The 21,330-nt window shown below is 35.9% G+C and carries 21 protein-coding genes and 1 pseudogene; 15 read left to right on the forward strand and 7 right to left on the reverse strand.

What is annotated here, in order from left to right; translation table 11 throughout:
• Positions 1-51 precede the first annotated feature (51 nt).
• From MHH73_RS06265 to MHH73_RS06285, 5 genes are all read left to right on the forward strand, one after another.
• Complete coding sequence (locus MHH73_RS06265) at positions 52-912, forward strand: branched-chain amino acid ABC transporter permease (protein ID WP_341065602.1); 861 nt, start codon at positions 52-54, stop codon at positions 910-912.
• Positions 909-1,904 carry a branched-chain amino acid ABC transporter permease gene (locus MHH73_RS06270; protein WP_341065605.1) on the forward strand — a complete coding sequence of 332 codons (996 nt, stop codon included), beginning with the start codon at positions 909-911 and terminating at the stop codon, positions 1,902-1,904. Before MHH73_RS06265 ends, MHH73_RS06270 begins: the two co-directional genes overlap by 4 nt.
• Positions 1,904-2,659, forward strand: a complete 756-nt coding sequence (locus tag MHH73_RS06275; protein WP_191815900.1) for an ABC transporter ATP-binding protein — start codon at positions 1,904-1,906, stop codon at positions 2,657-2,659. Before MHH73_RS06270 ends, MHH73_RS06275 begins: the two co-directional genes overlap by 1 nt.
• Entirely contained in the window at positions 2,652-3,353 is a 702-nt protein-coding gene (locus MHH73_RS06280; RefSeq protein WP_191815901.1) for an ABC transporter ATP-binding protein, read from the forward strand. Before MHH73_RS06275 ends, MHH73_RS06280 begins: the two co-directional genes overlap by 8 nt.
• Before the next feature lie 247 nt (positions 3,354-3,600).
• Positions 3,601-4,893: a globin-coupled sensor protein gene (locus tag MHH73_RS06285; protein WP_341065609.1), complete on the forward strand. Its 1,293-nt coding sequence runs from the start codon at positions 3,601-3,603 to the stop codon at positions 4,891-4,893.
• 327 nt (positions 4,894-5,220) lie between these two features.
• Here the strand turns inward: MHH73_RS06285 and MHH73_RS06290 are convergent, their stop codons facing one another.
• The 3 genes from MHH73_RS06290 to MHH73_RS06300 are packed head-to-tail and all read right to left on the reverse strand — an operon-like array spanning position 5,221 to position 8,235.
• On the reverse strand, positions 5,221-6,513 hold the full coding sequence (locus MHH73_RS06290) for an MFS transporter (protein WP_191815906.1): 1,293 nt from the start codon (positions 6,511-6,513) through the stop codon (positions 5,221-5,223).
• A 60-nt stretch (positions 6,514-6,573) separates the two neighbouring features.
• Positions 6,574-7,764: a hypothetical protein gene (locus MHH73_RS06295; protein WP_191815908.1), complete on the reverse strand. Its 1,191-nt coding sequence runs from the start codon at positions 7,762-7,764 to the stop codon at positions 6,574-6,576.
• A gap of 3 nt (positions 7,765-7,767) precedes the next feature.
• Complete coding sequence (locus MHH73_RS06300; protein ID WP_318245500.1) at positions 7,768-8,235, reverse strand: RNA polymerase sigma factor; 468 nt, start codon at positions 8,233-8,235, stop codon at positions 7,768-7,770.
• Between the two features lie 444 nt (positions 8,236-8,679).
• On the opposite strand from MHH73_RS06300, the gene MHH73_RS06305 reads away from it, so the two are divergent.
• The 4 genes from MHH73_RS06305 (at position 8,680) to MHH73_RS06320 (ending at position 12,907) form a co-directional block, all read left to right on the forward strand.
• Positions 8,680-9,405 carry a (Fe-S)-binding protein gene (locus tag MHH73_RS06305; RefSeq protein WP_191815910.1) on the forward strand — a complete coding sequence of 242 codons (726 nt, stop codon included), beginning with the start codon at positions 8,680-8,682 and terminating at the stop codon, positions 9,403-9,405.
• A 10-nt stretch (positions 9,406-9,415) separates the two neighbouring features.
• Positions 9,416-10,858 carry a LutB/LldF family L-lactate oxidation iron-sulfur protein gene (locus MHH73_RS06310; protein ID WP_191815912.1) on the forward strand — a complete coding sequence of 481 codons (1,443 nt, stop codon included), beginning with the start codon at positions 9,416-9,418 and terminating at the stop codon, positions 10,856-10,858.
• A complete protein-coding gene (locus tag MHH73_RS06315) occupies positions 10,842-11,552 on the forward strand; it encodes a LutC/YkgG family protein (RefSeq protein WP_191815914.1) in 711 nt (236 codons plus the stop codon). Before MHH73_RS06310 ends, MHH73_RS06315 begins: the two co-directional genes overlap by 17 nt.
• Positions 11,553-11,935: 383 nt before the next feature.
• Entirely contained in the window at positions 11,936-12,907 is a 972-nt protein-coding gene (locus MHH73_RS06320; RefSeq protein WP_191815916.1) for a proline dehydrogenase family protein, read from the forward strand.
• Between the two features lie 410 nt (positions 12,908-13,317).
• Here the strand turns inward: MHH73_RS06320 and MHH73_RS06325 are convergent, their stop codons facing one another.
• Positions 13,318-13,794, reverse strand: coding sequence for a glutathione peroxidase (locus MHH73_RS06325; protein WP_191815918.1), 477 nt, complete (start codon positions 13,792-13,794; stop codon positions 13,318-13,320).
• 50 nt (positions 13,795-13,844) lie between these two features.
• Entirely contained in the window at positions 13,845-14,561 is a 717-nt protein-coding gene (locus MHH73_RS06330) for a FadR/GntR family transcriptional regulator (protein WP_225230687.1), read from the reverse strand.
• Between the two features lie 174 nt (positions 14,562-14,735).
• Between MHH73_RS06330 and MHH73_RS06335 the strand changes: the two genes are divergently transcribed.
• The 3 genes and pseudogenes from MHH73_RS06335 to MHH73_RS06345 all read left to right on the forward strand — a co-directional run.
• Positions 14,736-16,151, forward strand: a complete 1,416-nt coding sequence (locus MHH73_RS06335) for an FAD-binding oxidoreductase (protein ID WP_191815920.1) — start codon at positions 14,736-14,738, stop codon at positions 16,149-16,151.
• Entirely contained in the window at positions 16,152-17,117 is a 966-nt protein-coding gene (locus MHH73_RS06340; protein ID WP_191815922.1) for a bile acid:sodium symporter family protein, read from the forward strand.
• A 137-nt stretch (positions 17,118-17,254) separates the two neighbouring features.
• Positions 17,255-17,474: pseudogene (locus MHH73_RS06345) on the forward strand (IS3 family transposase); the annotation flags it as partial.
• A gap of 32 nt (positions 17,475-17,506) precedes the next feature.
• Here the strand turns inward: MHH73_RS06345 and MHH73_RS06350 are convergent.
• Both MHH73_RS06350 and MHH73_RS06355 read right to left on the reverse strand, forming a co-directional pair.
• On the reverse strand, positions 17,507-17,794 hold the full coding sequence (locus tag MHH73_RS06350; protein WP_191815924.1) for a YxcD family protein: 288 nt from the start codon (positions 17,792-17,794) through the stop codon (positions 17,507-17,509).
• Positions 17,782-18,231: a hypothetical protein gene (locus MHH73_RS06355; protein ID WP_191815926.1), complete on the reverse strand. Its 450-nt coding sequence runs from the start codon at positions 18,229-18,231 to the stop codon at positions 17,782-17,784. The genes MHH73_RS06350 and MHH73_RS06355 overlap by 13 nt, the downstream gene beginning before the upstream one ends.
• A gap of 184 nt (positions 18,232-18,415) precedes the next feature.
• On the opposite strand from MHH73_RS06355, the gene kynU reads away from it, so the two are divergent.
• From kynU to kynA, 3 genes are read left to right on the forward strand one after another with little or no spacing between them, the layout of a single operon-like run.
• Positions 18,416-19,684, forward strand: coding sequence for a kynureninase (gene kynU / locus MHH73_RS06360; RefSeq protein ID WP_225230688.1), 1,269 nt, complete (start codon positions 18,416-18,418; stop codon positions 19,682-19,684).
• Positions 19,684-20,322 (forward strand): arylformamidase, encoded by a 639-nt coding sequence (kynB, locus tag MHH73_RS06365; protein ID WP_191815928.1) that lies wholly within the window; start codon positions 19,684-19,686, stop codon positions 20,320-20,322. Before kynU ends, kynB begins: the two co-directional genes overlap by 1 nt.
• Entirely contained in the window at positions 20,322-21,170 is an 849-nt protein-coding gene (gene kynA, locus MHH73_RS06370) for a tryptophan 2,3-dioxygenase (protein WP_191815930.1), read from the forward strand. The genes kynB and kynA overlap by 1 nt, the downstream gene beginning before the upstream one ends.
• Positions 21,171-21,330: the final 160 nt, after the last annotated feature.

Raw genomic sequence — 21,330 nt, forward strand, 5'->3', positions numbered from 1 at the left:
CCATAAAAAAATGCCGAGGAAAAGGTATTTATTCTGAAGGGAGTCGAACAAGTGGAATTTTTTATTGCTAACACCGTTTCAGGATTGGCGTATGCTATGTTGTTATTTTTAATGGCGGCAGGTCTCTCTATTATCTTTGGTTTAATGAAGATTATGAATCTTGCCCATGGATCATTTTTTATACTCGCGGGATATGTGGCTTATACGTTCTCAAGGAGCGGAATGAATTTTTGGCTATCAATGGTTTTGGCGGTTATTGTGATTTCCATTTTTGCTCTTATTATTGAAAAATTACTTATATCGAGAGTGCATGGGAGTGAAACCGATCAGGTTTTGCTAACTGTTGGTCTCGTTTTTGTACTTGGTGATTTAGCTTTATGGATTTGGGGTGGTAATTTTCTCTCCATTCCAGTTCCAGCAATCTTTGATTTTTCACTAGATTTTGCGGGTATGACATTTCCTGCTTATCGTCTGTTCGTCATTGCTATGGGTATCCTATTTGCTTTCGTCCTTTGGTATTTTGAAGCAAAAACAAGAGTAGGAATGATTGTGCGAGCAGGTGTAGATGATATGGAAATGGTATCAGCACTTGGATTTAATGTGAAGATTATTTTTTCAGGGGTATTTATTTTTGGTGCTGCTCTGGCTGCTTTCGGGGGTGTGCTTAGCGGACCAATACTTGGAATGTACCCGATGATGGAATGGGAGATTCTTGTTAATTCAATGATTGTCGTCATTATTGGTGGTTTAGGCAGTTGGAAAGGTGCATTTATCGCTTCAATGATTGTTGGGTTTGTCGATATTTTCGGAAGAATTTATATGCCTACGTTTGCGATGGCTTTCATCTTCATATTAATGGTCGCAATTTTAATGGTTAAACCAACAGGTTTATTCGGAAGGGTGGAATCATGAAAAAAGCATTATTATCAACCGGTCTGTTGCTTATTACTATCTTAATTCTGCCACTTTTCATTTCTCCGTTTTTGGTGTATTTATCAACAGAAATTCTTGTTTTCGCTATTTTTGCAATGAGTTTGGGTTTGATTATGGGTTTTGGAGGAATGCCATCATTAGGACATTGTGCACTATTTGGTTTAGGTGCTTACACAGTTGCTATTTTGAGTGAATATACAGCAAATATCTATTTACTTTTAGGTGCAGCGATCCTCATCTCACTCTGTTTCTCAATCGTTACAGGTTATATTGCTATTCGTAATAAAGGTGTCTTCTTCTTAATGATTACATTAGCCTTTACTCAAGTCTTATTTTTGATTACTTCAAGAATGAAGTTCTGGGGAGGAAATGATGGCTATAGTGCCAGTGTAACAGCTAATTTTGGTTTTGGAGAGATTACTTCTAATATGGGTCTTTTTTATATGATGGGATTTTTCTTCGTTCTTTCTTATTTTCTCTTGAAACTTTTTGTTAATGCCCCAGCAGGCAAAGTGCTAAAAGGAATGATGGAGAATGAAGGTAGAATGATTGCTCTAGGCTATAATCCGAAGACTTATAAAATGATTGCTTATTTAATTGCCGGTAGTATGGCTGGTTTAGCTGGGGGTTTATACATTTATAAAACTCAATTTGTTTCTCCGGCACTCTTCAGTGTACATATGGGTGCAGAAGTAATGATCATGGTCTTTATTGGCGGTCTGGGTACAGTTTTTGGCCCGGCATTAGGTGCTGGGGCATTTGTTTTCCTGCAAAACTATATTAGTACGATGACGGATCGTTGGCCGCTCATCTTAGGATTATTATTCATTGCAATTGTTCTTCTAAAAAGAGGAGGCATATTGCACCTTATCCAGTTTGTTACGACATTTGGCTTAAAGTTGTTTAAACCATCTAGATCTAGAAATGCTCCTGTAGATAAACAGGTTAAAGGAAAGGAGCAAGCTAGCTAATGACATTATTGAAAATTGAAGACTTAAATAAATCATTTAAGGCATTGCATATCCTAAAAGATGTCAATATCGAAATAAAAAAGGGTGAACGTCATGTGATTATCGGCCCCAATGGAGCTGGTAAAACAACATTATTTAATTGTATTTATGGTACATTGCCATTATCTTCAGGAAAAGTGTATTTAGCTGGCGACCGTATTGATCATATCCCTTCCTTTAAAAGAACTGAGAAGGGGATGGGGAGAACGTTTCAGAAGAACAATCTTTTTGAGGAATTAACAGTGGAAGAAAATGTACGTTTAGCGATTATGGGCAAAAAAAAATACCGCCTCAATATGATAAAACCTATGCAGAATTATACTGATTTAGCAGCAGAATGTCGTCGGTTACTAGAAGAATGGGAAATGATAGATCGGCGTGCTGTATTGGTCAAAGAACTTTCCTATGGTGAACAACGTTTATTAGAGATTATTTTATCCTTGAGCACAAATCCAGAAATTATTCTCTTAGATGAACCGACCTCAGGTATGTCGCCAACAGAAACAAGTAGATTTGTTAAACTAATCAAAAAAATACCTGAAAGTATTACTTTGGTTATTATTGAACATGATATGGAAGTTGTGTTTAGTTTGGCTAATAAAATCACTGTCCTCCACCATGGGACAGCGATGATGACCGCTAGCCCTGAAGAAATTCGAGGAAATCAAATGATCCAAGAAATTTACTTTGGAGGAGGGGCTTTGAGTCATGATTGAGCTAAAGGAAGTACATTCTTATTATGGTCATAGCCATATATTACATGGTGTTAATTTAAAGGTGAATAAGGGTCAGTGTGTTGCCCTTCTCGGTAGAAACGGTGCAGGCAAAACAACAACGATTCATTCTATTGCTGGGCTAGTTGTTCCTAAAGAAGGTGCCATTGCGTTCAAGGATAAAGAGCTTATTGGTAAAACACCTAATCATATTTCCAAAGCTGGTGTGGGTCTTGTACCTCAAGGGAGACGGGTTTTTTCTTCTTTAACGGTGAAAGAAAATTTATTAATAGCTGAAAGAAAAAGTACATCTAGTGAAAAACAATGGACAATTGAAGAAATCTATCAATTATTTCCGATATTAAAAGAACGTGAAGAGAATATGGGCAATGAATTATCAGGAGGCCAACAACAAATGCTAGCCATTGGCCGTGCGCTCCTGCTTAATCCAGACTTCTTATTAATGGACGAACCATCTGAAGGACTGGCACCTGTTATTATTGAACAAATCAAAAATATCATTTTAGATGTGAAGAAAACGGGATTATCCATGTTAATTGTGGAACAAAATATTGATTTAGCTTGTTGTGTAGCAGATGAAGTGATTATTTTAAACAAGGGAGAAGTCGTTTGGCAAGGGCTTCCCAACGAGCTATTGCATAATGAAGAGTTATTAAAAGTTCATTTAGGTGTTTAAAGGACCAAAAAGTATATCAAATCAATCACGAGCAGTTCATATTTCGTTGAACTGTTTCGTGATTATTTTTTATTCCCACTTTCTTATTTCAACTTTTTACAATTGAAATGTTCCTTTATGTTAAAAAGATTTCTGGATAGTTTGATTTAGGTGAATATTTATATTTATGTAGGAATGTGGAATCATTTCAAAAACAACCGATATAAATAGTATAATATACCTATAAAATTACTCGGGGGAAACATTCATGAATTTGTTTAAAAAAAGTTCGCGTGAAAAGTTAAATGAAGTGGTTGATGAAGGGAAGGGTGTATTGGATCTTGGTAATGCCTCTAAGTTTGCACGACAATTAGATGTAATCAATTTAACTGAAACTGATTTACGTCTCATAAACAAGATTCAGCCAATCATTCATACGAACAGTGAACAATTAGTCAATCAATTTTATGATAATATATTTAAAGAGCAATCACTTATTAAAATTATTGAAGATTATAGTACGGTAGAGCGTTTGAAAGGAACGTTGATGAGACATATTGAAGAAATGTTTGCCGGAATAATAAATGAGGAGTATGTGGTGAAGCGATTAAGGATTGCCCATGTACATGTAAAAATAGGCTTACAAACGAAATGGTATATGTCTGCCTTCCAAGGATTATTATTATCGATTATCCAGCTTGTTGAAAAGATGGATCTTACATCTCGTGATTGTTGCCTTTTAATTGCTGCCATTACGAAAATTTTCAGCTTCGAACAACAACTAGTCTTAGAGGCTTACGATACAGAAATGGAGGCAATAAAAGCAAAAGAAGAAGAAAAGAAGCAAGAAATACGGGGGAATGTGGCAACAGAAACCGAAACCCTTGCTGCCATTTCTGAAGAAACGAATGCATCTTTCCAAGAATTAATTGCTCAAGCAGAAGAGATAGTTGACCATGCTGAGAAGGGGCAAGATTTTTCTCTACGCGCGAAGGATTATGCTGAAAACGGCAAGCAATTTATCAATGTACAAGGTGAGTTAATGTTGACGATTGTCGACTCTGTTGCAGACATTAAAAAAGATGTAAAAAGTTTATTATATGTGATGGATGAAATGCATGAAATTACGACAATTGTAACGGATATATCGAGTCAGACAAATCTCTTATCACTCAATGCTGCTATTGAGGCCGCTAGAGCAGGGGAACATGGACGTGGGTTTTCTGTAGTAGCAGAGGAAGTGAGAAAACTGTCTGATCAAACAAGATCATCTGTAGAAAATGTCTCACAATTAATCGCTAATACAAATGGTCAAATTAATAAATTAAGTGAATCACTTCAAGAAGTAAGTAATACTGTTCAAAACGGTCAGTCTCATATGAAAGCGACAGAAGAACATTTTGAATATATTGTTGGTACAATGAAAGATACGATGCATCAGAATCAAAAGATTATGGAAGAAATCGATGAAATTGTTAACGTAGTCCATGTTTTAGGAAAAGGATTTGAAGAAGTCGCGTTTACAGCAGAGAACTTAACCTCAATCGCTCAAGAGATGTGACGATGAGAAAAAATATATAATGATAAATGAAAAGATATGCTAATTTAGGGCAGAAGTGTTGTCCAATCTAATCTAGCTTTTAATCTTAAACTGTATAACCCTTTCTATTAATAGAATCTTCTCAGCTATTTGCTCCTTTATCTTTCTTTGATGTTCGAGTGTTTTCTGTAGGAGTTTTTAAATAGTATAAATTACGAAGAAAAAGAAATTCTTCCGCTCTTGTTAACATGATCAACACTCTTGTTATTCTATCCCTACTTATTTACCTATTTGTGTAAAAATCAAACAAAATTTATCTAAGTAAAAGCTAGGTACACATGGTTGCACCTAGCTTTTATGACTTTTAACAAATGAGTAAGCAGCTGTCTTTTTATTCATGAGAAAAGGTAAAAAAGTTAATATAATAAGAGTTAAGCCACTTACTAAGAATATATTTTGAATCCCAAAAAGGTGAATAAGAATGGCTCCTCCAAGAGGGGAGATAAAAATCGTTGAACTTGTTAATGATTGATAAATACCAGCAATGGCACTCACTTCGTCTTCCTTTGGTATTGTTTGAATACAATAGTTAGTAATAATAATAGAAATGCCAGTTCCGATCCCGCATAAGACACCAAGGAGGAGAATATAGCTAAGGGAAAAGCCTTTTTCTAAAAAGCTAAGGCCAGTAAAGCCTAGACCAAGACTAAGAAGGGCAAAACTAAGCCATCTCTCTAACCGCAAAAATCGTTCTTTTTTACTAATGAAATAGATTGTAAATACTGAACCGCACCCGATACTTGCAATCAATAGTGTCATATATACAGGTTTTGTTGGTGCAATCAGGTGAAATAAAGCAGGGAATTGTGCGTCCACTAATTGGATAATGAACATTCCTACAATATTTAATGATAAGACCATCATTAAAGTAGGAGCACGATATAAACTTTGCCAACTGGCTTTCCATTGATTAATAAAAGTATTGTCAACAGTATCACTCCGTAATTGCGTATACTTTGCTTTTGTTCGTATGATATTTCGCAAAGAAAACAATAACCATGCAGAGATCATAAAAGCGAAAGCATTAAATAGTAATAAGTGTTTTGCAGGTAATAAGGTGAGTAATGCGCCACCTATTAATGGAGCGATGATTTTTGCTGCTTGATTCACCCCCCCATTCCAAGAAACAGCCTTTAGTTTTAGATGAGCTGGAATGAGTTCATGAACTAAACCTTGTTGAGCGGGAAAGTGAACAGTACCGACAAAAGACCGAAGTGCCAATAAAATGAGGGCTAACCAGGGAGTGCTTGCAAAGAATAGCAAGATTGTAAGAAGTACCGTTACTAAATCAGCACATCCCATAAGGATTATTTTATTGCGCTTCTGCACAAAAATACCAGAAAATTGCGAAAACAAAACTTGTGGTAAAGCATAAGCAATAGGTATGAAAGCAAGTAGAAAAGAACTCGTTTGCCAAACATACCCGAATAGGACCATAATCGCTACCATGTCAAACCATTGACCGATCATTGATAGGCAATAAGAGAAAAATAACCTATTGTATCCTTTGATTTCCCATATGGAACGGGGAATTTCTTTTGTTTGCCATGGCGAAGGGAGCTGCTGAGTGCGTGTTTCCACCGTACTCAGCAATTCTTCTATTTTGATTTTTGCTATTTCATAAGGAAAATGTTCCATGGTTTATAAGACAAGTTCGCCAATATTAGTTACTGGTTGCTCATCATGCTTTTGTACAACATTAATTTCACCTTTAAAAGATTGATTGATCTTTTTCTTTAAAACCCCTTTTGTTGACTCATCTACAACTAAAATATCCCCTGCTAAAATAATTTCTGAGATATGGTCAATATCTTCATTTGTTAACATGTCATTGATTGTTAGTTGACCTTGTATGATTACCGTTGTTTGTGGATCTAACTGTTTAAAGTTACTCGAAAACCATGTCTCCTCTTTTACTGCTATATAGTTCTTAGCATAAACAAATACTTCATTTTCGAGATTCGTTAATTTTTCAAAGAGAATATCTTCTGTACCTTCTGGACACAAGATATAAGATAATGAATGAATAGCAGAGAATGCCTCATTCAATCCTTCTCTAGTTACAGTAGAATCAATAAATATCGGTTTGGATGTATAGATCAAGTGTTGTTTATATCTCTTAATATTATGTTTATTTAAATGGGTTTGAGTTGAGAGTACTTGATACCCTTTTGGGATAATGAATTGTTTACCGTTAATACTTAATTTTCCTGAGATTAAAGATTGTTGGAAATCATAATAATGGATTGTGCCGTTAATATCTAATCTCTCAATTTTTTCTTTCAATAATGTTAAATCAACATGCTCATCAATTGTCACTTTCCCATTAACTAATAGAGTTGTGCCTTCATCTAGCCCGGCTAAATATCCTGTTGTTAAATGAAGGTTCCCATTTTCTAATTTAGGTTCTGCTCCTTTATAACTGACCAATGTCCCATTTGTTGTTAATAGTTTGGATTGGATTGCGCCTTTTAAGTGAGGCGGAGAATAGATGACACCGTTGACAATAAATGTAATGTTCTTTTGCTGAAGTTCTTCAAGTGTGACATCTACATTCACAATGATCACCCCATTGATAAATACCATTTCATGGTCATCCACAATTTTTAAATATGCAGAATCAACCTTGAAGACACCATTAGCCATTTTTACATTCTTCTCGACCATAATCGTTTGACCTATATTTTTTATATTTAATTTTGGCACAAGGTATGCATTCTTTTGCGAATAGACGAGTAATCCGACATTGTTAATCTTTTCAATATCTTGAATGCTTTCTTCAGTCGCTTGAATAAGATTTAAAACCCCGACATTACTATATTTTTGTCCCATTATTCATTCTTCCTCCTCTAAAATCTTGCGTAGTTTTTTAATTGCCTTTGCTAAATGATACCTAACAGTTGAAGCTGATAAGTCGAGCTTTATAGCAATTTCATCACTATTTAAGCCAATCCAGTATTTTTTGAAAATGATATCACTTTCAATAGCTGTTAATTGGCTAAGTAACTCTACCATTTCAATTGAGGTTTTCATTAAGGTAGGTAAAATCACTTCTTCATTTTGGTCAATATTCATTTCTCGCTTGAATTTTCTCCGCTGATCAATCAGTTGATTTTTCATGACACGGTAAAACCAAGCTTTTTGCTTATGTTTTGGCCAAGAAGATAAATCACTTAGATGCATGGCCTTTTCTAAAGCTTGTTGGATCAAATCCTGTGCTTCATGCTCATCATAAGCAATAGATGAAGCAAACTTATATAAATCATCGCGCAATGATAAATAAATAGATTGCAATACAATCACCTTTATTCCATGGAAAGATAGTTTTTCTTCTCAGCTTCATATAGATAACGAAATAGATACTTAAAATGTTGGTGGAAAATAAAAAAGTTTTGAGAAAAGTGAAATTTTGAACAACAGATCTAGAAAATGTTTTTAGCAAGAATGAAATATAGGAATTTTCTTCCTAACTAGAAATTTCTAATGAAAACTGAGCAAAAGGGGTTCTGCCGGGTTCCCTTCATTTGACCATGCCTACATAATTGAATATGTACATCGTTCTCTTCACATTTATAATGCCTGATACTCTAGCTTATCATGGGAAACTTTTCTTTACCTTAAAGCATATATCTTTTATTCCTCTTATGAATAGTACGTATTAATATTTAGAATTTAACAAATATACAAACAATGGTACGATAGGTAGTAGTTATGTGATTATTTCTAGCACGATAAGGGGGTTATAAGATGAAGGTCTCACTATTTGCTACTTGTTTAGTGGATATGTTTAACAGTAAAGCAGGAGTAGCAACTGTAGAATTATTAGAAAGGCTAGGCTGTGAGGTAGATTTTCCTGAAAATCAAGTATGTTGTGGTCAACCATCTTACAATAGTGGTTACGTAAAAGAATCAAAGGATGCAATGAAGAGGATGATAGAAACCTTTAGCCATTCTGAATATGTGGTTTGCCCATCTGGTTCATGTGCATATATGTTTCATGAATATGAGCAACTATTTAAAGACGATCCACATTGGGGGCCGCAAGCGAAAGAATTAGCTAAAAAAACATATGAATTAACAGAGTTTATCGTAGATGTGTTAAAAGTGGAGGATGTAGGCGCAAGCTATCAGGCAAAAGCTACTTATCATACTTCCTGTCATATGACACGCTTGTTAGGTGTAAAAGAAGCGCCGTTGAAATTATTATCACATGTAAAGGGATTAGAGTTTAAGGAATTGCCAAATAAAAGTCAATGCTGTGGATTTGGTGGAACATTTTCAGTAAAAATGGGAGCCATCTCAGAACAAATGGTAGATGAAAAAGTTGCCCATATTAATGAAACAGGAGCAGAGCTTTTAATTGGCGCTGATGGCGGTTGTTTAATGAATATTGGTGGACGAATTGATCGCGTGGGCGAACCAGTTAAAGTGATGCATATTGCTGAAGTATTAAATAGTAGAACAGAAGGATAGGGTGATTGATATGCCAATGAGGATTGGAAATGAGCAATTTACTGATCGTGTAACATCTGGTTTAGAAAATCGCTTTATGAGAGGGGCGGTTTCAGGGGCGCAAGATCGCTTGGAAGTGCGTAGACAAGATGCAGCCAATGAATTGGGTGATTGGGAAGAATGGCGAGCACATGGGGAAGAAATTAGACAACATGTATTAGAAAATCTAGATTATTATCTATTTCAACTAAGTGAGAATGTAGAAAAGTTAGGCGGACATGTTTTCTTCGCGCAAACATCAGAAGAGGCGAATGATTATATTAAAGGAGTAATTAAGAAGAAAAATGCCAAGAAAGTAGTAAAATCGAAGTCGATGGTGACAGAAGAAATCGATCTCAACCATCATTTAGAATCGGTTGGGTGTGAGGTCATTGAAACAGATTTAGGTGAATATATTTTGCAAATTGATGAACATGATCTTCCATCACATATAGTAGCTCCGGCTTTACACAAAAATAAAGAGCAAGTAAAAGATGTGTTTACTAGAAAACTAGGTTACCAGGGAACAGATAGACCGGAGGAATTAACAAAACATGCTAGGAAAATGCTGAGAAATGAATATTTAACAGCAGATGTAGGTATAACAGGGTGTAATTTTGCCGTCGCTGAAACAGGTTCAATTTGTCTTGTTACGAATGAAGGAAATGCCGACTTATCAACTTCTTTGCCCGATACACAAATCACTGTAATGGGAATGGAGAGACTTGTGCCATCGTTTACAGAATTAGAAGTATTGGTAGGAATGCTTTCTCGTAGTGCAGTCGGACAAAAATTACCAAGTTATGTTACCGTTTTAAGTGGTCCAAAAGAAGAGGGAGCAGTGGATGGTCCTGAAGAGTTTCATTTAGTTATTGTTGATAATGGTCGTTCAAATATTTTAGGTGGAGAATTCCAATCGATCCTACAATGTATACGCTGTGCCGCTTGTGTAAATGTCTGTCCCGTTTACCGTCATGTAGGCGGACATTCATACGGATCCATCTACTCAGGTCCAGTTGGTGCAGTACTCTCTCCATTACTTGGGGGTTATGAAGACTATAAAGAGCTTCCTTATGCTTCCACATTGTGCGGGGCGTGTACGGAGGTTTGTCCGGTGAAAATACCCTTGCATGACCTCCTTCATAAACATAGGCAAGTCATTGTTGAAAAAGAAGGAAAAGCACCCATCTCTGAAAAATTAGCGATGAAAGCTTTCGGCCTTGGAGCAGCTTCTCCTGCCTTATATAAAATGGGTGGGAAATTTGCTTCCAAGGCGGTTGGTCCATTTTCTGATGGCACAAAGCTTACAAAAGGTGTCGGTCCGTTAAAGGCATGGACTGAAATTCGTGATTTTCCTGCTCCGCAAAAAGAAAGATTTCGTGACTGGTTTAAACAAAGGAGCAAGGAGGAAAAGAATCATGGCGATAGAAAATAGAGAAATATTTCTTAAGAAAATTGCAGCGCGTCTAGGAAAAGATGAAGTGAGCAAGAAGATAGAAAAACCGCAGTGGAAATATGCACCACAAAAGCGGGTATTAAAGGGGGCATCACAGAGCCAATTAATTGAGGTTTTAAAGAACCAATGCAAATTAATTCACACGGATTTGATTGAAACAAGTTTAGCAAACTTGCCGCAAACATTAGAGGACCGAGTGTCAGATTACGGGGGTGAATCCATCGTAACTTGGCGTGATAGTAGATTAAAAGAATGGGGTGTTACATCTAAGCTTGATGAATTGCATAAGCAAGGTGTAGCGTACTATGAATGGAATCATGAAGCTGAAGCAGAAAATATCGCACTAGCAGAAAAGGCGAATATCGGCTTAACGATTAGCGAGATTACCCTTGCAGAATCGGGAACTGTCGTATTATTTAGTGATAAACATAAAGGAAGAACAGTAAGTTTCTTACCAGAAAAATCAATTATACTTGTACCTAGAAGTTCTATCGTACCGAGGATGACACAAGCAGCGGATTATATTCGCGAAAAAATAAAAGAATCAGGAGTAATCCCTAGTTGTATTAACTTTATAACTGGACCGAGTAATTCTGCTGATATTGAAATGAACTTAGTCGTCGGTGTACATGGACCAATAAATGCAACTTATATGATTATCTCTGATTTATAAGCTTACTGTGGAACAAGGGGATTGGCAAAATTAGAATCCGAACAAATACTAGGGAATAGTGTTTGTTCGTTTTTTTATGGACATTTTTCATTTTGTTATAATTTTCGTCATGGCTTTTTCTCATATGTAGGCCCATTCATTCATCATACATGTATACACCTACTGGAAATGAACTGGTTATTTCCGTTTTATTCTCACTTATTTATTTTTTAAATATAATTTTTTGGTTTGTTTCTTTTCTTTTAGTGGTACATTTATTTTAAAGAAAGAAATCATTGTTTCTTCTTAAATATAGGAAAAAAATAATTATTCGCAAAATAATTTTTATTGCTAATTTATGATATAATGACCATGTAAAAATTAATAGACAAGGAGTAATCGCTATGCTGAAAGATCTATTTATAGGCTTATCTCAAAATCAATTTTTAAATAGTGCAGCAAAAAAATATGGTTTAAAACTCGGTGCTCAAAGTGTCGTTGCGGGTACAAATATTGAAGAAGCGATTGTTAGGATTAAGGAATTAAATGCCCATGGTATCTCATGTACAGTAGATAATCTAGGGGAATTTGTTAATCAAAAAGAGGATGCGACTGCAGCAAAAGAACAAATCTTAGCAGTTGTTGAAGCGATTCATGAGCATGAAGTGGATGCCCATATTTCGTTAAAACCCTCTCAATTAGGTTTAGACATTGATTACTCCTTTTGTTTGGAGAACTTAAAGGAAATAGTAAGTAAGGCTCATGAGTATGGCATCTTTATCAATTTTGATATGGAGGACCATGGCCGTTTGCAACCTTCTTTTGATTTGTTGGATGAATTGTCAAAAAGTTATGATAATATAGGAACTGTGATCCAAGCCTATTTTTATAGAGCAATAGAAGATATACAAAAATATAAAAATTATCGTTTGCGTATTGTAAAAGGCGCATATAAAGAACCAGCTGAAGTTGCTTATACTTCTAAAGAAGATATTGATAGCAACTATATTAAACTAATAGAATTTCATTTGTTACATGGTAAATTCACGTCCATTGCGACACATGATCATCATGTAATTAATCATGTGAAGAAATTTGTAAAGGAACATGATATTCCAAATGACCAATTTGAATTCCAGATGTTATATGGATTCAGAAAAGAAATGCAATTAGAGCTTGCGAAAGAAGGTTATCATTTTACCACATATATTCCTTTTGGTGATGACTGGTACGGCTATTACATGAGACGTCTTGCAGAAAGACCACAAAACATTAATCTCGTTGCAAAACAAGTATTTAATAAGAAGACGAATACCATTCTTGGTGTTGCTGCTGGGGCGTTCTTACTTGGTAGATTATCTAAAAAGAAAAAATAGACTGATATAATAAAAGGTTCCAAATTGGAGCCTTTTTTTGATTATGGAAAATAGAGTGTAAGGAAAGAGGCTGGGACATAATTAAACGAGCTAACCTCAAAAAAGAACAATAACAAATGAAGATCTTAAAACGTCATTTGCATAAAAAGTCCGTTCCATTGCGCTCACGTACACTCGCTTTCCGCGGGGAGGGGTGATCCTCCTAAGGCATTGCCTGTGGGGTCTCAGCTTTCCCTCTATTTCCCGCAGGAGTCGAGTGTCTTCCGCTCCATTTCACTATTCTTGTCATATAAGGGTTCAAATCACACGAAAAACCGAATCATTAGATGTTAGATACTACTAATCATAAGGATAAATCATTAGCTAGAATACTTAAGTCTCAGCCTCGTCACACTCTCCTTCTATTCATTTTAGAGCAATTTTTCAATGTCATTCGTTAATTTTTCAGGTTCGGTTGTAGGCGCATATCTGTCGTATACTTTCCCGTTCCGGTCAATAAGAAACTTGGTGAAATTCCATTTAATATTTTTTGAAAGTACACCTTTCTTCGCTTCTTTTAAATAAGCAAACAGTGGATCTGTGTTATCGCCGTTTACATCTATTTTTGCAAACATAGGAAAGGAGACACCATAATTCACTTGACAAAATTCTGTTGTTTCATCGATATTCGCGAATTCCTGATTGTTAAATTGAGCACATGGAAAGCCAAGGATGATAAAGCCTTTTTCTTTATACTTTTCATATAGCTCTTGTAATCCTTCAAACTGAGGAGTAAGGCCGCATTTACTTGCCGTATTTACGATTAAGATTACTTTTCCCTCAAAATCTTTTAACTGTTGCGGTTGACCATTTGTTTTGTTTACTTCAAAGTCATAAATGGTTTTCATTATTTTTTCCTCCAAATATAAAGTAGAATTGTTTTAGCCCAATAGACTATTTATAGATAGAATTCAGCTTGTTCATTGTAAAGCATGGATTCGCTTAATTCTTTTCTTACCCTATTAATATGGTTATTCATTAATTGCCGCGCTTCATCACCATTTCCTGATGCAATTGCCAAGTAAATTTCACGGTGTTCTTCCATAGTAGATTTTTCCCGTTTATTGTTTTTGGCAAACCGATTTGACCTTGTTACTTTAATTGTATTTTTCATATGTTCAGTAAGGTTAGTCATAAGATTGATAAATATAGTATGGTGTGACGCATAAACGATATGTAAGTGGAATTGAAAATCCGCGAGTATGCCGTCTTCTGGTGTGGATGCCGTTTCCATCGATAAAAGCGAATGACGAATATTGGCTATATCTGTTGATGTCGCTCTAGTGGAAGCCAAGCCAGCACACTCCACTTCTAAAATTTTTCGTAAATCTAACATTTCATATATATTTGTCTTCGGATTAGCAGAAAGGATAGGTGCTTCAGAAGTTAAATACTCAACTGATTTAATGTATGTTCCACTCCCTTGCCTAATCTCTAAGACACCTTTCATTTCTAAAATTCTCAATGCTTCTCTAATTGATGTTCTGCTAGAGGAAAAGAGAGTTGCTAATACTCTTTCAGGGGGGAGGCGATCTCCTGGTGATAGTTTTTGATTGATAATGTATCCTTCTAATTGTTCGGTAATAATCATATGTATTTTTTTCTTTTGCGACATGATTTCCACTCCCTTTCATATCATCATACAAAAAAAGGGAAAATGCAGCAATTTTAAATTTTTAATTATTGATTTTTTTGAATTTTCTTGTACAATGAGAACATGTTAGACCAATTTTCTCAAAATTCAATAATTGGTCTGTACAATTTTGATTTGTAAGGAGAGACTAAACAGATGAAAACAACAGAGGGCAATCAAACGAATAAGCAAGAATTAGTAAGCGCTTTATTGAGCTTTTTAACAGATGAACAAGTATCTATCAATGAAACCATCCTTGACTTACATAGTAAAGATGAATCCTATCATAAAGGTAGTCATCCTGATATTGTTGTTTATCCAAAAAATGCTAGTGAAGTCAGTCAAATTATACAGAAGGCGGGAGAATTCCAAACGCCGATTATTCCTTTTGGGGTTGGGTCAAGTTTAGAGGGACATGTCATTCCTTACAAAAAGGGAATAACAATGAATTTTGCTGAAATGAATAGAATTTTAGAAGTAAAGGAAGAAGACTTTTTAGTAAAGGTTCAACCAGGTGTGACTCGTTCGCAACTAAATAAAGAGTTGAAAAAGTACGGTTTGTTTTTCCCTGTTGACCCAGGTGCTGATGCTACATTAGGCGGGATGGCGGCAACCAATGCAAGTGGAACAACTTCAGTTAAATATGGTGTAATGAGAGATCAAGTACTAGATTTAGAAGTTGTTTTAGCTGATGGGGAAATCATACATACCGGTAGTTTAGCCGCTAAGTCTTCTTCTGGCTATCATTTAAATGGATTATTTGTCGGATCAGAAGGGACTTTAGGCTGCTTTACTGAGTTGACGTTAAAAGTGTATGGTATTCCAGAATTCCAAATGGCTGGTAGAGCAACTTTCCCTACAATTGATGATGCAGTTGGTGCTGTGGTTGGCATTCTACAAGCTGGTATTCCGATTGGCAGAGTTGAGTTGGTAGATGAAGCTTCAATTAATCAAGTGAATCTGTATAGTGAGACCAATTACGAGATTAAACCAACGTTATTTTTAGAATTTCATGGTAATGAAGCAGGTCTTCAACAAGATGTTGAATTCATGAGAGAAATTGTAGCTGATTTCCATTGTCAAGATATTACATTTGAGACGGATACGGCTGCACGTAACCTTTTATGGGATGCAAGACATAATTTAGCTTACGCTTATGTACACGGCTATCCAGGTAAAAAAATGATGGTAACAGACGTATGTGTACCGATCTCAGAATTAGCGGGTGCTGTTACATACGCAAGAAAATGCCTCGATGAGATTCATTTAATTGGTGGTTTGACAGGGCATGTAGGAGACGGAAACTTCCATTCGCTTGTTATGATTGATTTGAATAATGAAGAAGAAGTAAATAAAGCAAAACATTTCAATGAACAACTTGTCTTGTATGCCTTAGAGAAGGGTGGCACTTGTACTGGCGAACATGGTGTTGGGGTAGGAAAAATGAAATATCAAGAACAAGAACATGGGAAAGCGTTAGATGTGATGAGGAAGATAAAGAATGTCTTAGATCCTAATCATATCTTAAATCCAAATAAGGTGATTCCTTTTAAAGGTGAGGGGGAGAGTTAATTGAAACTTCTAGAAACGATTAGTAATTTGGCAGGTAAGTACTTTGCTGTTCTTGTGATAATTGCAGCAGTGGTTGCCTATCTTTATCCTCCGCTATTCCTCGTATTTGGTGGTTATATTACGTTGTTACTTGGGATAGTAATGTTTGGTATGGGTTTAACTTTAAAGCCAGTGGATTTCAAGTTGGTATTTTCACATCCACTTCCAGTTTTACTTGGATTTGTGGCTCAATTTACGATTATGCCATTGACTGCATTTGCTATCGCCTACTTACTGCAATTACCTCCTGAGTTAGCTGCTGGTTTAGTCTTACTAGGGTCAGTTCCTGGGGGAACAGCATCAAATGTTATGGTGTATTTAGCTAAAGGGAATGTACCGCTATCGATTACGATGACTTCAATGTCGACTCTTTTAGCCCCAATCATGACACCTCTTATTCTTTTAGCATTGGCAGGTCAATGGATGCCAGTAAATGCTTGGCAAATGTTCTTGTCCATTATACAAGTCATTATTATCCCAATTATCTTAGGGATTGTTGTACAGAAACTATTACCTACACTGGTTGAAAAAAGTTTAAATGTCGTACCACTAATTTCTGTTACAGCCATCATCATTATTGTCACAGCTGTTGTGGCCGGAAATGCAGAAAAGTTAGCAACTGCTGGTCTTTTAGTCTTTATCGCGGTAATGCTACACAACGCAGCTGGTTTACTTTTAGGTTATTTAGCTGGCCGTATATTTAAAATGGATGAAGGCACACGAAGGGCAATATCCATTGAGGTGGGCATGCAAAATTCTGGTTTGGGCGTAACATTAGCACTAGCTCATTTTGGTCCAGTTGCGGCTATTCCAAGTGCTTTAGGTGCGGTTTGGCATAATATTTCTGGACCTATCCTAGCAACTTATTGGGCGAAGCGTCCAGTTAAGGATACTAAACCAGTAGAAATTAAAAATAAAGTTGTATAATTAAAAAGAGCATCCGAAAAAAACTAGTACCTGTAGATAAAACACACAAAAAAATAGTGTTGATCTACAGGTATTTTATATACTTAAACTTTTGTCCAAAGAAATAGGAGACAACACGAGTAAGCTACTTTTACAATACAAGTCCAAAATATCAGGAACTACTGAAAAAGCATGGATTAGGTCAGTCTGTGGCTATAAGGGAAACTGTTGGGGTAACGCTACTCTAGAATCTTTCTTTGGACATAGATGTATGATAACCATTATCGATATCAATGGAATCTAAAAAAGATGACCCCTAAACAATATAGAGATCATCAGTTAAAATTCTTACCTTTTTTTATTATATCGTTGAATTAGGGAACAGCTTAAAATGGATGTTCCTTTTATTATTATTGTACAACAGCGATAATCCCTTGTTCTTCGTCTAGTACGAGGTTTATACCTGCATATGGATCGCGATTAAGAAATTCTTCTAACCATAATCTTAATGCTTCGATAATATTCGCTGTAATTAAGACTTGCATACGACCGCCAACATGAGATTCTGCAGAGAAACCATAATCGTCATCATACATGAGCTCGATTTCGACTTCTTCTAGCTTCACTTGTTTTTTACGAGAAATGTATACGCATAATGCATTGACAATATCTTGTTCAGGAATAATTAATTGTTCCATGGATTTGGTTCCTGTTTTTTCTTTTTATCTTTAATCATTGTAAAGATTTTACGAATAATCATAATGACAAAGACAATAGCTAAAACATTGACAAGTAAACCAAGAATACTACCTAACATACCCATATTTCCAAAAAGGCCGCCAAATAATAATCCCGCGAGTCCACCTAGCATAAGTCCTTTCATTAATCCGCCAGAGAAGAAACCGCCATTATTCTTTTGTTGTTGATTTGTAGCCGTGTTGTTTTTTTGTTGTTGGTTATTTTGAACATTCGATTGGTTGTTATTGTTTGTTGTGCTGTTATTAAAGTTAACACCTTTTTTACCTGATTTATAAGATTTCGCTTCAACAGTTGAAACCTGGTCTTGGAAGATTGTTGGGCCTACTGGTGAAAAGACAAGTGCTGCAGTAAGTATGGCTGCAAAAATTTTTTTCATTATCTATAGTTCCCCCTAATAGTGTATTACTACTTATTATATCAAAATAGGTTAACAATTTGTAAGCAAAATTAGATTGTGCGTTTTTTGACATAATTCATTTAGGCCGTTATTCATTGCAATGATGAAAGAAGTTAGCTATAATTTTCGCGATATAGATAATTTTCAGAAAGGTTGTGTTTGCTTGAACAAATACTCACTTGCTTTTGCAAAAGAAAAGGACCAGCAAGATCAATTGGCAAAATATCGTAAGGAATTTTACTTGAGAGACGATTTAATATATCTAGATGGCAACTCGTTAGGATTATTATCTAAAAGAGCTGAACAATCACTAAATGAAGTCATTCAATCATGGAAGGAATACGCGATTGATGGTTGGACCGAGGGAAAGGCTCCGTGGTATTATATGGCCGAAACAATTGGGGCAAGGATGGCCAAACTAGTTGGTGCTAAGAAAGCAGAAGTTATTGCATCAAATTCTACAACTGTTAATTTGCATCAAATATTGGCTACCTTTTTCCAACCAAAGGAAGGGAAAAATAAAATTATTGCTGATGAGCTAAACTTTCCGTCTGATATTTATGCGATCAAAAGCCATCTTCGTATGAGAGGCTATTCAGAAGAACATTTCATTAGTATACAAAGTAGAGATGGGCAATTTATTCGTGAAGAAGATATTATTGCAGCGATGGATGAAGAAGTGGCACTGATTATTTTACCAAGTGTTTTGTATCGAAGTGGACAAATTCTACAAATGAAAAGGTTAGTCGAAGAAGCCCATAAAAGAGAGATATTAATTGGCTTTGATTTGTGTCATTCGATTGGGGCTATTCCCCATTCCTTAACAGAATGGAATGTTGACTTTGCCTTTTGGTGCAATTATAAACATCTAAATGGTGGACCTGGTGCTGTAGGTGGTTTATATATCAATGAAAGGCATCATGGAACAGCTCCTGGCTTAGCTGGCTGGTTTGGTTCTCATAAACAGAAACAATTTGACATGGAACATGAGATGACTCTAGCAGATGATGCAAGTGCCTATCAAATGGGCACACCACAAATTTTAAGCATGGCACCATTATTGGGCGCGCTTTCTATGTTTGATGAAGTGGGCATAGAGGCTATTAGGGAAAAGTCTTTGCAATTAACAGAGTATATGATGATCTTAATTCACAATGAATTAAAACCTTTTGCCTTTCAACTTTACAACCGAAAAGATGAGAGTAGAGGAGCACATATTTTACTTGGACATAGAGAGGCAGCGAGAATATGCAAAGCTTTAAAGGCGGAAGGAATCATTCCTGACTTCCGCATGCCAGATGGAATCCGTTTAGCCCCTGTCTCTTTATATAATTCGTTTGAAGATGTTTGGCGTGCGATAAGCATACTGAAGAAAATTATGGAAGAAGAAACATATAAAAAATTCGAAAATAAACGAGGAGTGATTGCCTAATGGGACATTGGATAGATATTTCTCAGCAACTACACAATGGGATGGCACATTGGCCAGGAGATGAAGCTTTTTCTTATAAGTTATCTGCAACGAGAAAAGAGACCGGTTCGGTTAACATTGGTCAACTGTCAACAAGTATACATATCGGTACCCATGTAGATGCCCCGTTTCATTTTATAGAAGATGGCACAAAAACAGATGAACTGGATATTAATTTGTATATTGGTAGAGCTAAGCTGATTGATTTATCAGGAGAAGATAGAATTACGACAGCCCTATTAGAGCGGTTCCCATTACAAAATGTAAAGCGACTATTAATCAAAACGAGTAATGAGGCTAAACCAAAGCATTTTCCGACAAGTGTACCTGTCATAAGTGAAGATGTCCCGCAATATTTACAAAAATGTGGGGTGGAACTGATTGGTGTTGATTTTCCGTCAGTGGATGAATTGGATAGTAAAGCATTACCTATTCACCATAAGCTCCATCAACACAGTATTCATATACTAGAGAATATCGTTGTACATGATATTGCACAGGGTGACTATGAACTGATTGCCCTTCCCCTAAGAATTGCAGGCGGAGATGGCAGTCCAGTAAGAGCAGTAATAAGAAAATTAGAAGGAGGAGGTGCGTAATGACAAAAAAAGAAGGGCAGCCTCCGTTTGAGAATGAAAAAGGGATACACACCTCATTCGAAGAAAATATGACATATGGTGAATACCTGCAACTAGATCAAGTACTAGGCGCGCAAAAAAGGTTGTCTGGTCATCATGATGAGATGTTGTTTATTATTATTCACCAAGTATCTGAATTATGGATGAAACTTATCTTACATGAAATACAATCAAGTATTGCAGCCATTGAAGCGGATGACTTGTCAACAGCCCAAAAATGTTTATCTAGGGTAACGAAAACGCAATCACAAATTATTCAAGCTTGGGACGTTCTATCCACTCTTACACCATCTGAGTATATCGAGTTCCGACCTTTCCTCGGACAAGCATCAGGCTTCCAATCTTATCAATATCGTATGATTGAGTTTGCTTTAGGGTATAAAACACCGCATGTGCTAAAAATCTATCAAAAAGATGCAGACTTGAAAGAAGAGTTGTTGAAATCCTTTGCAGCCAAAAGCCTCTATGATGTGAGTATCCATTGTTTACATCGTAATGGATTAACAATTGATGAGATGATTCTAAGTAGAGATGTTCAAGATACTTATGAATATAATGAATCGGTTAAAGAAGCATGGAAAACGGTGTATTTAAATAATGAGAAGTATTGGGAGCTCTATGAGTTAGGTGAAAAACTAGTAGATATTGAGGATTCGTTTCAACAATGGAGATTTAGACATATGAAAACAGTAGAGAGAATAATAGGTTTTAAGAAAGGGACAGGTGGCTCATCAGGCGTCGGTTATCTAAAGAAAGTCATCGATCAACAATTTTTCCCTGAGTTATGGATGATAAGAACAGAATTATAAAAGGTTAAATAGTAATGGGATAAAAGTCTCTTTGTATGAATGGATGTTAGAGGCTTTTTTCTGCTATTATGGCAAATTGTTGGGTGAATGAATGAAAAGATAGGAATTAATCATTCAGTAGGTAAAAAGTAGGCATTTATAACAGGATTCGATTATTTTA

The organism is Cytobacillus sp. FSL K6-0265 (assembly GCF_038003465.1).
In the GTDB taxonomy this organism is placed as follows: domain Bacteria; phylum Bacillota; class Bacilli; order Bacillales; family Cytobacillaceae; genus Cytobacillus; species Cytobacillus stercorigallinarum.

Coding starts and splice junctions, on each gene's coding strand:
- MHH73_RS06330 (WP_225230687.1), bottom strand. CDS start 14,561: ATGTCGCAAAAGAAAAAAATACATATGATTATTACCGAACAATTAGAA.
- kynA (WP_191815930.1), top strand. CDS start 20,322: ATGACAAAAAAAGAAGGGCAGCCTCCGTTTGAGAATGAAAAAGGGATA.
- MHH73_RS06295 (WP_191815908.1), bottom strand. CDS start 7,764: ATGGGACAAAAATATAGTAATGTCGGGGTTTTAAATCTTATTCAAGCG.
- MHH73_RS06325 (WP_191815918.1), bottom strand. CDS start 13,794: ATGAAAACCATTTATGACTTTGAAGTAAACAAAACAAATGGTCAACCG.
- MHH73_RS06320 (WP_191815916.1), top strand. CDS start 11,936: ATGCTGAAAGATCTATTTATAGGCTTATCTCAAAATCAATTTTTAAAT.
- MHH73_RS06305 (WP_191815910.1), top strand. CDS start 8,680: ATGAAGGTCTCACTATTTGCTACTTGTTTAGTGGATATGTTTAACAGT.
- MHH73_RS06270 (WP_341065605.1), top strand. CDS start 909: ATGAAAAAAGCATTATTATCAACCGGTCTGTTGCTTATTACTATCTTA.
- MHH73_RS06310 (WP_191815912.1), top strand. CDS start 9,416: ATGCCAATGAGGATTGGAAATGAGCAATTTACTGATCGTGTAACATCT.
- MHH73_RS06275 (WP_191815900.1), top strand. CDS start 1,904: ATGACATTATTGAAAATTGAAGACTTAAATAAATCATTTAAGGCATTG.
- MHH73_RS06285 (WP_341065609.1), top strand. CDS start 3,601: ATGAATTTGTTTAAAAAAAGTTCGCGTGAAAAGTTAAATGAAGTGGTT.
- MHH73_RS06315 (WP_191815914.1), top strand. CDS start 10,842: ATGGCGATAGAAAATAGAGAAATATTTCTTAAGAAAATTGCAGCGCGT.
- kynB (WP_191815928.1), top strand. CDS start 19,684: ATGGGACATTGGATAGATATTTCTCAGCAACTACACAATGGGATGGCA.
- MHH73_RS06355 (WP_191815926.1), bottom strand. CDS start 18,231: ATGAAAAAAATTTTTGCAGCCATACTTACTGCAGCACTTGTCTTTTCA.
- MHH73_RS06280 (WP_191815901.1), top strand. CDS start 2,652: ATGATTGAGCTAAAGGAAGTACATTCTTATTATGGTCATAGCCATATA.
- MHH73_RS06350 (WP_191815924.1), bottom strand. CDS start 17,794: ATGGAACAATTAATTATTCCTGAACAAGATATTGTCAATGCATTATGC.
- MHH73_RS06335 (WP_191815920.1), top strand. CDS start 14,736: ATGAAAACAACAGAGGGCAATCAAACGAATAAGCAAGAATTAGTAAGC.